9 protein-coding genes are annotated in these 13026 nt (G+C 61.1%); 5 read left to right on the forward strand and 4 right to left on the reverse strand.

The features are described from left to right. Positions 1-432: 432 nt before the first annotated feature. A complete protein-coding gene (locus ACFPN2_RS35570) occupies positions 433-1062 on the forward strand; it encodes a response regulator (protein WP_380605620.1) in 630 nt (209 codons plus the stop codon). Here ACFPN2_RS35570 and ACFPN2_RS35575 read toward each other — a convergent pair. The 3 genes from ACFPN2_RS35575 to ACFPN2_RS35585 form a co-directional block, all read right to left on the reverse strand. Then, positions 1059-2813: an ATP-binding response regulator gene (locus ACFPN2_RS35575; protein ID WP_380605621.1), complete on the reverse strand. Its 1755-nt coding sequence runs from the start codon at positions 2811-2813 to the stop codon at positions 1059-1061. The two genes, ACFPN2_RS35570 and ACFPN2_RS35575, sit on opposite strands and share 4 nt — an antisense overlap. Positions 2814-2888: 75 nt before the next feature. Continuing rightward, entirely contained in the window at positions 2889-5972 is a 3084-nt protein-coding gene (locus ACFPN2_RS35580) for a DUF748 domain-containing protein (protein WP_380605623.1), read from the reverse strand. A 107-nt stretch (positions 5973-6079) separates the two neighbouring features. Next, on the reverse strand, positions 6080-7390 hold the full coding sequence (locus ACFPN2_RS35585; protein ID WP_380605625.1) for a gluconate:H+ symporter: 1311 nt from the start codon (positions 7388-7390) through the stop codon (positions 6080-6082). Positions 7391-7581: 191 nt separating this feature from the next. Between ACFPN2_RS35585 and ACFPN2_RS35590 the strand changes: the two genes are divergently transcribed. Beyond that, positions 7582-9468: an endo-1,4-beta-xylanase gene (locus ACFPN2_RS35590; RefSeq protein ID WP_380605627.1), complete on the forward strand. Its 1887-nt coding sequence runs from the start codon at positions 7582-7584 to the stop codon at positions 9466-9468. A 61-nt stretch (positions 9469-9529) separates the two neighbouring features. After that, positions 9530-9970 carry a cupin domain-containing protein gene (locus ACFPN2_RS35595; RefSeq protein WP_380605628.1) on the forward strand — a complete coding sequence of 147 codons (441 nt, stop codon included), beginning with the start codon at positions 9530-9532 and terminating at the stop codon, positions 9968-9970. Between the two features lies 1 nt (position 9971). Here the strand turns inward: ACFPN2_RS35595 and ACFPN2_RS35600 are convergent, their stop codons facing one another. Next, complete coding sequence (locus tag ACFPN2_RS35600; protein WP_380605630.1) at positions 9972-10442, reverse strand: nuclear transport factor 2 family protein; 471 nt, start codon at positions 10440-10442, stop codon at positions 9972-9974. A 176-nt stretch (positions 10443-10618) separates the two neighbouring features. Here ACFPN2_RS35600 and ACFPN2_RS35605 point away from each other — a divergent pair, with 176 nt between their 5' ends. Beyond that, the gene (locus ACFPN2_RS35605; RefSeq protein WP_380605632.1) at positions 10619-11779 is read left to right on the forward strand and encodes a glycoside hydrolase family 88/105 protein; all 1161 of its coding nucleotides are present in this window, start codon (positions 10619-10621) and stop codon (positions 11777-11779) included. Beyond that, positions 11776-13023, forward strand: a complete 1248-nt coding sequence (locus ACFPN2_RS35610; RefSeq protein ID WP_380605634.1) for a DUF4861 family protein — start codon at positions 11776-11778, stop codon at positions 13021-13023. Before ACFPN2_RS35605 ends, ACFPN2_RS35610 begins: the two co-directional genes overlap by 4 nt. Positions 13024-13026: the final 3 nt, after the last annotated feature.

Raw genomic sequence — 13026 nt, forward strand, 5'->3', positions numbered from 1 at the left:
AGCATGCGATGAAACAAAATCCGCGGTATTCCAGCGACGCGCCGAAACGAGGTAAATTGACCGCAGTCCCTACGACCAGTCGTAGGCCTAAAGACCTAGGGCGTGTGAACACTCATTGGATGGGCTGCGACGAGCTATTGCGGTTCAGGGCTAGGCGGGACGACCGCCGTGTACTCTGCAGTACATAAGGGAGGAGCAACGACGTCCTGAACCGCAATAGCTCGTCCCATCAAAGGTATTTATTCATTAAATGGGTTGCGCCTCGAATCGCCAGCCGCTGCGTTACAAAGCTTGCCCATATCGACATATGGGCTGCGCTTTGCGCCTTGCTGCAGGCGATTGGAGGCGCAACGCAGCCCATCCAATGAGTGTTCACAGGCCCTGCCCAAGGCCGACTTCGGCAGGAATCGTCTGATGTGGCAGAGTCGTGCGATGAAACTTCTCGTCGTCGACGATCACCCGTTGTTCCGCGACGGACTGGCTGCCCTGCTGCGGCAGGCGAATCCGGATACGCAGGTGTTTCAGGCGAGCGATAGCGAAGCGGGCATGGAAATGGCCCAGGCCGCGGGCGATCTCGACGCGGTGTTCGTCGATCTGATGATGCCGGGGCTGGCTGGCGAAGCGGCGGTGAAAGAGTTCGCCCGCCGCCGGCCGGAACTGCCGGTCATCGTGTTATCCAGCTCGGAGAATCCGAGCGATGTGAAGCGCGTATTGAAGGCGGGCGCGCTCGGTTACATCCCGAAGTCCGCCAGCCCGCAGACGGTCTTGTCCGCTCTGCAGTTGGTGCTCACCGGAAACATCTATGTCCCGCCATTACTGGCACGGGCCGCGGACGCCACTGCGACCGAGCAGAGTAAGGTCGCACCGGGATTGTCGACCTTGACCGAGCGTCAGGTCGAAGTTCTGAAACAACTGCGCGACGGCCATTCCAACAAGGAAATCAGCAACCGGCTGGGCATCGCCGAGAAGACGGTGAAGGCGCATGTCGCCGCCATCTTCAGAGCACTCAACGTCGTGAACCGCACGCAAGCGGCGAACGCGGCCAGAGAATTGCAGATCTAGGCCGGCGTCAGCGTCGTCAGATGCGCAATGGCGGCGCGTAACTTTCCATTCGGCACCGGTTTGTGAAGTAACAACAAGCCGCTCGCTTCGGCCTCGCGGATCCGGTCAGGCGCCGTATCGCCGGTGATCAACATTGCCGGAATGTCGTCATTGAACTCGGAGCGCAATCGCTCGACGACCGCCGTGCCGGTTTCGTTGTCTCGCAGCCGATAGTCACAAATGATCAAGCGCGGCGCCTCGGCCGCCGTCGCGATGGCTTCGAGCATTTCATCGCCGCTGCCGGCCGTGAGCACTCGATATCCCCAGCCCTCGAGCAACGTTTTCATTCCGATCTGAATCGTCAGCTCATCGTCCAACACCAGGATGAGCCCGGCGCCCCGCTGCACCGGAGCGAGCGACTCCGCTTGCGCGGCCACCGGATGCACGTCGCTGGTGGCAGCGATCGGCACCTCGACCGCGAAACAACTGCCTCGGCCCGGTGTTGAGCGCAGCTCGAGCCGGTGATCAAGCAGCGTCGTGAGTCGCTTCACGATGGCGAGCCCCAGGCCGACGCCCCGCGTGCGATCCCGTTCCGGGTTGCCGACTTGATAGAACTCCTCGAACACCTGCACTTGATCGGCCGGCGCGATGCCCCAGCCTGTGTCCCAAATTTCGATGCGTAACGACTCGCCGCGTCGACGGCAGCCGATCAACACACCGCCATTGGTCGTGTACGCCACCGCGTTTGCCACGACGTTGCGAACGATGCGCTCGAACAGCAACGGATCGCTGTGAATCGCGACATCGGGCACTCGCATGCGCAACTGCAGATCCTTTCCTTCGGCCTGAGCCGCCAATTCTCGAAACACGTTGTGGATGACCGGACGCACGGCGAACGCCATCCGATTCACTTCGACCACACCGGCATCCAGGCGTGAGATATCCAGCAAACCGCCGAACAGCCGGCCCAGCGAGCGCACCGAATCGTCAATGTGATCGAGCAAGCCCCGCGTTTCCGGATTGATCGGTTGAATCTGCGCCGCCGCCACGAACAGGCTCAACGCATGCACCGGCTGGCGCAGGTCATGACTGGCGGCGGCGAGAAAGCGCGACTTCGCCGCATTCGCCTCTTCGGCCACCGCCTTTTCACGGCGCAGATCGCCCACCAGATCCTGATTCTCGAATCGCAGCCGAAGCGTCTCGAGAAAGTCACGACCGGACCGACGCGCCACCTCCGCGACGGTCACGAACCACAAGATATAAAGAAAACCGATCGTCACATGGAGGGCATCGCCGCGGGTAAACAGCCACACGATGGGCGCCCAGGAGATCGCGCCGAAGAACAGGAAGAATGCCGGAGGAAAGACCGCAAACGCGCCGACTGCGCCGCTGATGACCGCGAAAATCACAGGCAACGCCAGGAGCTCGAGCTGGGTATTACCGGCCGGCAGCAACAGGATGATACCGACGCCGATGCTCGTTCCGCCGGTGACGGTGCCGGCGGTAAACCATCTGCCCCAGCGCCGCCAGTCGGAGTCCGGTCTCGGCACGCGCGAATACGTCCTTTGTAACAAGAGGCGCGCGACGGTCTGAACGATCATCACCAGAATGAAAATGACGGCGCCGTCGCGCAACGACGGCTCGATGTAGACAAACGCGCCCGTCATCACTGAGACGGCCACCAGGGTCATGAGCAGGCCTGGCGGCGCGTTTCTATAGATCGTCCTGACCTGCTCGGCGCGAATTCGATCGATGCCAGCCGTCGCGGCCATGCCTGCTCCCGCCTTTGCCGCTTTGTGTTTGTGAATTCGACCGCGGCGGCGGGATCGTGCCACGGTTCGGCGGCACTATTCCAGCTTCAACTCCATCCTCACCTGGTTGGAGTCGGACTTGCCTTCGCTGCGCTCGGCGGTGATGAAGACGCGCTCGGGATTGAGCTCCGTGTTGGCGAGCAACGTGTCTTGAACCGCGCGGGCCCGTTGTTGAGCCAGCGCCGTCAGCGCCGCATCGTCGGGCTTCATACGATCGAGCAGCGCCTGCTCCAGGAATTTCAGGCGCGCGTCGAAGTCGATGCCTTTGTCGGTTTGAGTCTCCGGCGGATAGGTCGGCGACGACTTTGTCACTTCCTTATAGACCTTCTCCACTGCCGCGATTCGCTGACGTTTCGCGGCGTCATCTTTCAGTTCCTCGGCGGGCGGCAGCTTTTCGTTCAACGCGGCGCGGGCGATCGCTTCACTGTCTTTCGCCGAAACTACGGTTAGCGGCACGCTGAGCTTCAACTGCGGGCGCTCGACTAACGCTTTGGCGAGCTTGTTCAACTTCTCGGTTTGCGTCACCGGCAGTTCCGCCTTGCCCGCATCGAAGTCGACAAACTGCATGTCCTCGCCGCCGCCGAACAATGCACCGAGCGCGGCGAACGGCGCGGTCACGATTTTGGTCAGCAGGTTCAACACGGCCTTCCAAATAATGGGGCCGAGCCGGAATTTCGGATCGTCGAGCGTGCCGCTCACCGGCAGGTTGAGATCGATGATGCCATGCCGATCTTTCAACAACGCCACCGCCAGCTTCAACGGAATCGGCGCGGCGTCCTTCGAGTCGGTCTTGTCGCCGAACTCCAGGTTGTCGATCACGATGTGATGAGACGCGTCGAGCTTGCGATCCTGCACCAGGTATTTCAGCTCGGTCGACAGCTTGCCTTTACTGATGTTGTAACCGGCGAACTTGCCCGAATAGGGATTGAAGGTGGTCAGCTCCATGTTACGGAAGTTCATGGAGAGATCGGTGAAGACGGCGGCGGACAACAGGTTCACCTGCCCTTCGATATCGACCGGCGCGTATTTGTCGACCTTACCGTCGAGCTTCACTTTGGCCCGCGACTTCGGATCGCTCGAGAGGCCTGTGACTGTGCCGTTGAGCTCGAGAATGCCGGTGGCGAAGGAGGGCTCGATGGAATAGTCGGCGAAGTTGGCGGAGCCGTCGATGAATTGGATGGTCTTGATACGGACGGGGAACATCGGCTCAGACGCAGCGTCGGGCTTCTTCGATGCCGCCTGCTTCTCCTTCGGCTGCTCCTCGGCGGGCCGCTTCGCGGCCGCCTGCTTGCCGGCGGCTGAGCTATCGTCGGACTCCTTTGCGGCCGAAGATGTCGCATCGGTCCCTTGCTGCTCGGTCTCTTGTTGCTCGCTCGCCGGCGCGGGCGAACTGTTCGGGCTCAGCACCTTCGTAACGTTGAGCGTCGTATCCTTCGCGATCACGACCTTGCCGTACGGCTGCCGGGCCACGATCCGATTGATATCGAGCTTGTCCGGGTTGTGCGAGAAATCGATGCCGGTCACGGCGAGGCTGCGCCATTTGACGAAGTCTTCATTGACCAACTCATCTGTCGTGCGCACATCGGCGACCTGAATCTCGCCTTTGAATTTCATCGGCGGTGCCGACTCGGGCATCGCCACGTATGACACATTGCCTTTGGCGCCAAGCCGACCGGAGTGCAGCGTCATCGCCGTCATCTCATTGAGATACGGCTGAATCACAGGCAATTCAAAGTCCTTCAGATCCACCGCGAGCTCGGCTGCGAGCGGCTCCAGCTGCACGTCGCCCTTACTGAGCAACTTACCCTTCTTATTAATCGTCACATCAGCATCGACCTGCACCTTCGCCGACGCATCCGTACTCCAACCGTTCACAGTAAGCGCAATGGGCGTGAGCGCGAACTTCGCGACTGGCTGCACACTCCGGTCCTCAGCGAGAACGGTGCCGTCGTTCAATTGAATGGTGTCGGCATGAATGCGCCAATCGCCATCGTCACCCTGCGAACTCTGCGGCGCCGAGTCTTTCGGTGACGACGATGAAGCCGGCTTGGCAGCCGCCGATTGAGCGCCGCTCGACTCCTCCCCAAACAACCGCATCAAACTAATCGACCCATCCGACTCGAGCGCCACATCGATATGCGCACCCTTCACATCAATCCGCTTCATCCCGACATCACGCTTCTCATAAGAAAGCGCGACATCGTGAATATCCAACGCCGGCAGCTTGATCGGCGCATCCTTCGCCTTGCGCTCCTTGATCGACAAATCTCGAACCTCGACCGACGGCAACGAAGCTTCGAGGCTGAGCGTCGGCGTCATAGCTAAACGATAGCTGCCGTCGAGGGAGGCATGACCGGAGGCGAGCTGAAACGGCAGCATGTCCTCGGCGTAAGCGTCAATGGTCGACGCTTTGAGACCGCCGACGCGAAACTTCCCGGACGATCCCAACGGCTGCACCGTGAAGAGACCGGCCCAGGACAACTGCTCGCCAGACAGCGTGGTCCCCGAGAAGTCATAGACGTTCTCGTAGTTGAGGTCAGTCTTGAAATCGGTGAGCGTGAACTTGATCGGCGCGATGACCGCCGTAAACGGGTCCGCATGCGTGTTATCAGTGAAGCCGATGCGACCCTCGCGAATGTCCAGCTTCTCGATCCGCACTCTCGGCAGCGACGTCTGCTCCTCGGTTCTCGGCGGCTCCTTCGACTCCGGTGTCAGCTTCGCGAGATTCACGGTGCCATCCTTGGCGATGATCGCGTTGATGTCCGGTGCGGACAGCTCCACTTCCTTCAGCACCACCGCGCGCTGCCAGATCGACGCCAGCTCGGCGTTGACATAAAGATGTCTGAAGGACACGACAGGTGAGCCGTCCGCCTCGCGCAACGTCAGGCCGGCGATGCTGGCATCGAAAGCGAAGGGATTGAAGCGGATCTCGCCGACCGACACTTGTCGATGCAATTGTTCGGTGACGTAACTCTCCAGCTGCGCACGAGCAATTCGCGGGACGGCGAAAAAGCCCAGCAGCGTGTACAGCAGGATCAGGGTCACAATAACGATGACCGCGACCAGGTGCAGTCGGATCAGGGCGATGAGGGGAGCGGCGAGCCGCTTGACGGTGCTCATGGCCGGCATTTTCGCCGACGTTGCCCTGCAGCCGCCACCCTAAAGGGGGCACAGTGCCGCCCCAACGCGGAGTCAATACGTTCCGCGTGTTCGAATTCGTGCCCCGACTACAGCACCGCGTTCAGCAGCAACACGAAAACCAGGCCCAGGCTGCCGACCAATGTTTCCATCAGGGTCCAGGAACGGAAGGTGTCGCGCAGGCTGACCTGGAAGTACTCCTTGAACATCCAGAACGCCGAATCGTTGACGTGCGAGCACATCAGACTGCCCGCACCGACCGCGAGCACCATCAGGTTCGCGTCGACGCCACTGATCTCGATCAGGGGCGCAACGATGCCCGCCGCGGTCAGACCCGCGACGGTCGCCGAGCCGAGCGCGATCCGGATGGCGAAGGCCACCAGCCAGCCCAGCACCAGCGGATGAATCGGCGCGTTGGCGAGCAAATTTCCCAGCTCTGTGTTCACGCCGCTGTCCACGAACACCTGCTTCAGTGCGCCGGCACCGGCGATGATGAGCAGAATGCCCGCGATGTCACGAATGGCGTGACCGTACCCTTCCATCAATTGCCCGAGCTTCCGGCCTCGCGCCACGCCAAGCGTGAGCGACCCCACGAACAACGACACCAACATCACGAGCATCGGATTGCCCAGGAACTCGATGAGCATCCGTGTCGATGGATCGAAGCTCGCATAACTGAGCGCCGTCGCGCCGCTGATCAACACCACCGGCAGCAATGCGCAAGCGAAACTATTGAACGTGCCCGGCAACTGGTCGTCCGCGAGCGTCGTCGGCTTGAACAGATCCGAGGGACCGCCAGCGATCTTCGTCAGACTGCGCGCGAACAACGGGCCGGCGATGAGCAGCGTCGGAATGCTGATCAAACAGCCATACATCAAAGTCATACCCATGTCGGCGCCGAACTGCGCCACCAGCGCGGTCGGCGAGGGATGGGGCGGCAGAAAGCCGTGCGCGATCGACAGGCCAGAGAGCATTGGAATGCCCACCAGCATCGGCGGCAGCTTGGAGCGATAAACCACCGAGAACACCAGCGGCACCATCAGCACGAAGCCGACGTTGTAAAACAGCGGAATGCCGACGATGAAGCCGGTGATCGCCATCGCGAGCGGCACGCGACTGGGGCCGAACAAATGCATCAGCGCCTCGGAGATCCGCTGCGCGGCGCCGCTGTCCGCGATCAATTTGCCGAACATCGCGCCCAGGCAGATCACGATCGACAACGAGCCGAGCATGTCGCCGATGCCGCGCTCGATGGTCTTGGGAATCTTCTCGATCGGCAGGCCCAGCACCAGGGCCGCAATCAACGCAGTCACGATGAATGCCACGAAAGGCTGAACGCGCAGGATCGCGATCAGCGCGATCAGCAGCGCCACTGCAAACACAACGCCGAGAATCGTCATGCGCCCAGGGCGCTCGTCTTAGTAATGAGCAATGGTCGTCCCCCGCCGCCCGCCGGGTCGGCGTGCGCGTCAATGTTTCTTGCCGTTGTGAGGCCCATGATGATACCGCTACCAGTCGCCGTCAATCGGTGCTAGCGTTGGCCCGCCGAAGAGCCCGATCAACGCTACAAAACAAGTCTGGGGGATCAGTCATGAGCATGGATTTTCGTGCGTTCCTGGGTGCGTTTGTAATCTTGGCCGTACCGCTCACCGCGGCGGCACAGACCGAGCCCATCGTCGTCGAAGCGGAATCGGCCAGCATCAGTCCCGCGTATAGCATCGGCACTGTCGAAGGCGCCACCTACGTCACCATCGTCAACGATTCGCCCGGCTTCGGTCCGCCCGCGACCGCCGACGGCGCGCTCACCTACTCGGTCACGTTTCCAGCGGCCGGAAATTATGACCTATATGCGCGCTTCCGCGTCGGTCCCGGCGGCGGCAGCGACGATAGTTTCTACGTCGGCAACGGTTTCGGCGACAAGGTCGGCACCAGCCAGTGGGTGCTGATCAATCAAGTCGACGGCGGCGGCTTCACAGCGCCCGCCGATACTGTCCGTAACGGCGGCCCGGCCACGACCAATGTGTTCAAGTGGTTCAGGATCACGGGCTTCGCCGGGCCCGCAACCTGGAGCGTACCTGACGGCGCGCTCACGCAAACATTTTCTGTCGGCGGGCGCGAGACCGGCAACTTCATCGACAAGTTTGCATTCGGCCGTCAAGGCTCGTGGTACACGGTCAACAATCTGGACACCGGCTCGGCCGCCACCGGCACGCCACCGCCCCCTCCGCCGCCACCCTATACGCCGCCGGGCCCGCCCATCGCGACGGGCAAGCCGAAATATCTGGGCAGCGCGCACAGTCCGGCGCAAACACCCAACTTCGCCGCGTATTGGAATCAAGTCACACCGGAAAACGGCGGCAAGTGGGCCACGGTCGAGGGCACTCGCGATGTGATGAACTGGACACAGTCGGATGCGGCTTATCAAATGGCACGCACCAACGGGTTCACATTCAAGTGGCACGTGCTGGTGTGGGGCAATCAGCAACCGGAATGGCTGCAAAATCTGCCTACGGCTGAGCAACTCGAAGAACTGCATGAATGGTTCGCCGCCATCGCCGCCCGCTATCCCGATCTCGAGCAGATCGAGGTCGTGAACGAGCCGCTGCACGATCCTCCGCAGGAACCGGCGAACACACCGCCGGGCCAATCCTGCGGCGGCTGTGGCAACTATTACGACGCCCTCGGCGGCGCTGGAGCCACGGGCTGGGACTGGATCATCAACGCGTTCGCTCTGGCGCGGCAGTATTTTCCAAACGCCAAGCTGATGCTCAACGACTACAGCATCACGAACGATCGGAATGCCACAGAGAGTTACCTCGGCATCATCAAGTTGCTGAAGGCTCGCGGCTTGATCGATCTGGTCGGCATTCAAGGCCACGCGTTCTCCACCACCGAAGCGGCGCCGATGCCGAACTTCCGCGCCAATCTGGACTATCTGGCGAACAAATCTGAGTTACCGATTTATGTGACCGAACTGGATATCGACGGCAACGACGATCCAGTGCAACTCGCGGGCTATCAAAAGATCTTCCCGCTGTTCTGGGAGCATGAAGCGGTCAAAGGCATTACGTTGTGGGGCTATCGCCCGGGTCATTGGCGAACAGCGCAAGGCGCGTGGCTCACTTATGAGAACGGCGCCGAGCGTCCGGCGATGCAGTGGTTACAACGCTACGTGAACAACAACCTTGCCGAGGTTCCGTATCAATGGTTCTCGGTCTCGCGGAACGCGGCTGCGGGCACCGTCGTCGGCACCGCGCAAGCAAACGACGCGGACTCGGGCACCACATTCTCGCAGTGGCAAACGGAATATTCCAGCGGTGGTATCTTCGCTGTCGACGCGAACACCGGTGCAATCACGGTCGCCGACCCGGCTGCCCTGCAAGCGGTGAAGAAGGGTACGCAGTTGAAGTTGTATCTATCCGTTTGGGACGGCTATCAGCGCAGCAAGCCCAACAAAGTATTCATCGACGTCAGATAATCATCATCCAACGCAGGGCCGGCCACCGGTCGGCCCTGCGTTGCAGTCACAGGAGCCCATTGTGATCACTCTCCGCGATATGACCATTGCCGCTCTCTCCGTCACAGCGACTGTCGGCGTGACGCTCGCCGCTTCGAATCCGAAGGTGATGGGCTCTGTAGCCGTCGAGTGGAACGACGTGCCGCTCAAACAAGAGGAAGTCCGCGCCGTCCGCCAGTTCTTCCGCGCACCGACCGCCACGCTGAACGAACTGGAACTGCACGTCACGACGCTGCCCGCAGGCGCAACCTCACATGCCCCTCACAAACATCCCAATGAAGAGCTGGTGATCATCAAGGAAGGCACGGTCGAAGTGCTGGTCGATGGCCAGTTGAAACGCGTCGGCCCGGGTTCGGTCGTGTTCAACGCCTCAAACCAGATGCACTCACTCCGCAACGTCGGCGACGGACCGGCGACGTATCACGTGATCAACTGGACGACCGCAGCAACACCGCGCTCATGATTTACAGCCCGAGTTCGCTCAACCCCGGATGATCGTCGGGCCGGCGGCCTTGGGGCCAGCGATATTTGCGGTCGGTTTCGGCGATCGGCAGATCGTTGATGCTGGCGTAGCGTTTTTGCATGAGGCCGTTCGTGTCGAACTCCCAGTTCTCGTTGCCGTAGGAGCGATACCACTGACCTGAATCGTCGTGCCATTCGTAAGCGAACCGCACGGCGATGCGGTTGTCGGCGAAGGTCCAGAGCTCCTTGATGAGTCGATATTCGAGCTCGCGACGCCACTTGCGCGTCAGGAACTCGACGATCTGTTCGCGCCCGACCGGAAACTCGGCGCGGTTTCGCCATTTGCTATCGACGGTGTACGCGAGCGCGACTCGTGCGGGGTCGCGGCTGTTCCATGCGTCTTCAGCGAGACGAACTTTCTGAATCGCGGTCTCGCGAGTGAATGGCGGCAAAGGGGGACGCGCGTCGCTCATGAGATGACCCTCCGTTTTCAGGAAGCATGTGCCTGCTCGAACGGGTGCGCAAGCATCGATCCAATTCAGGCATCGAGCAATGCGTGACTGCACTGAATAAAGCCGGGACGCAGGGTTGTCACCGGTATCCGGGTTCATGACAATCCGGTGGCCCGTCATCGATCGTCGAGTGCCCCATGATCGCCACACGCAACGCAGGACTGTTCGCGACGCTCATTTCCGGCTTCGCGATATTGACCGGATGCTCCACGACATCGGATGCGCCTCAGCCAGCCGCGACCGCCGCGAAGAACTATTTCTCCGATTGGCCGGAACGTGCCGATCCCGCGACAGTCGGTCGCCGGATCGCCAGCAACTTCGTGGCACGCGGCTTTGATTTTCAGCTGAATCCCACGCATCGCTGGATCATCTATCCAGAGGTTTGCGCCTGGTACGGCGCGTTGCAAGTGGCACAGCTCACGGAAGATCAGGGCTTGAAACAACAGCTCATCGGCAAGTTCGATCAGTTCCGCACGCCCGAGGGCGCAAACCGACTCAGCCCTCGCTCGCACGTCGACTACCGCATCACCGGCGTCGTTCCGTTGGAGATCTATCTGATCAACGGCGACCCGTCCTATCTCACGCTGGGCCGCGACTTCGCCGACAAACAATGGGAGAGCACGACGCCCGACGGCATCACCACCGAGGCCCGTTATTGGTCCGACGATCTCTACATGTTGCCCGTGTTACAGGTCCAGGCTTATCGCGCGACTAAAGACCCGAAATATCTGGATCGCGTCGCCCTGACCATGGTGGCGTACCTCGATAAGCTACAACAGCAGAACGGTTTGTTCCTGCATAGCCCCGACTCGCCGTTCTATTGGGGGCGCGGTAATGGCTGGGTCGCGGCGGGCATGGCCGAGGTGCTGTCGGTGCTGCCGCCGGAACATCGACACTACAAGCGCATCTTGCAAGGATATCGATCGATGATGGCCGGCCTGCTCAAATACCAGGGGACCGATGGCTTGTGGCTACAGCTGATCGATCAGTCGGACTTCTGGCCCGAGACCTCGGGCAGCGCGATGTTCACATTCGCATTGGTCGAAGGAGTGAAGCGCGGCTGGCTCGAAGCGCCGACTTACGGTCCTGCCGCTCGCAAGGCCTGGCTCGGTCTCGTAGCTTACGTCGATACGGCGGCGAACATTCGCGAGACCGTGGTCGGCACCAACAAGGCTTCCAAGGAAGTAGGACCGGATCTCGACGTGCAAAAGAAATATTACTTCGATCGTCCCCGCAAGACCGGCGACCTGCACGGGCAATCGCCGATGATGTGGACGGCGGCGGCGTTACTGCGATGAGCAGGGCTCTTTGCGTCGCTGCCGCGTTGAGCTTGCAGGCGACATCTGCCCTCGCCGCGAAGGCCACCGTCGTTCTGTACAACGAGGGCAAGCTCGAGCGCCCCGCCGAGACGGTCGTCATTCCCTTCGCGGCAGTAAAGAAGGCGCTGCCGGATCTGATGTTCGATCAGGTCATCGTGCGTGACGCTCACGGCACGGTCATTCCGTCGCAAGTCACGGCGATGAAACACATCCACAAAGGACCTGCGGAGTACGACGACCTGATCTTCCAACATGACCTTCGCGCGAACGAACAACATGTGACGGTCACCATCGAATCCACCACTACGCCGCAGCCGCCCTTCGCGAGCAAAGTCTGGGCAGCCTACGTGCCCGAACGCTGGGACGACTTCGCTTGGGAAAATGACGTGATCGCGCATCGAGCGTACGGCCCGGCGCTCGCGGAACCCCTCGCTGGTAAAGATCAGATGACCAGCAGTGGCATCGATCTGTGGACCAAGAAGGTGCCTTACCTCGTTGCGGATCGCTGGTATCGCAAGGAGCACGACGGGCTGCACACGGACACGGGCGAAGGGTTGGACTTCTATGAAGTCGGTCGCGGTCGGGGCGTTGGTGGCACAGGCATTTGGGATGGGCAGAAATTGGCCGTGTCCGCGAATTGGCAGACCCATCACATCTATGCCAACGGCCCGGTGCGCGCCATTTTCGAACTCACCTACGAGCCTTGGGACGCCGGCAATGGCGTCCAAGTCACCGAGCGCAAGCGATTCATCGTCGACGCCGGTCAACAGATCGATGAAGTGCAAAGCACGTTCGATTTCACGTCCGCCCCCGGCACTGACGGTACGCTGACCGTTGGCCTCGGGCTCACCGAGCACCCCGCTGCCGCGGACGTGCAAGTGAAGACGGACGAGAACAGCAAGATCATGGCGATCTGGGAGAAATATAAAGATCAGCCGTCGCACGACGAGCTCGGCACGGGCATCGTGCTCGCGCCCGAGACGAAGCTCGCTGGCTTCGCTCGCACGACGCCCCCTGCAAAAGGCCGACCTGACAGTCTGCTGCTGGTCAAAGTGAAGCCGGGAGAGACCGTCCGCTACTTCGCCGGCGGTGCCTGGAAGCCGGCCGGGAAGATCACGACCGCCGCGAACTGGAATGCCTATCTGATCGCGAAAGCCAGGCGGCTCGCGACGCCGATTCGAGTGGAGGTCAATGGCGCGCCCGTCAGTTCGAGCGCGCCGTAAACA

It is taken from the genome of Steroidobacter flavus (assembly GCF_042651805.1).
Taxonomy (GTDB): domain Bacteria; phylum Pseudomonadota; class Gammaproteobacteria; order Steroidobacterales; family Steroidobacteraceae; genus Steroidobacter; species Steroidobacter flavus.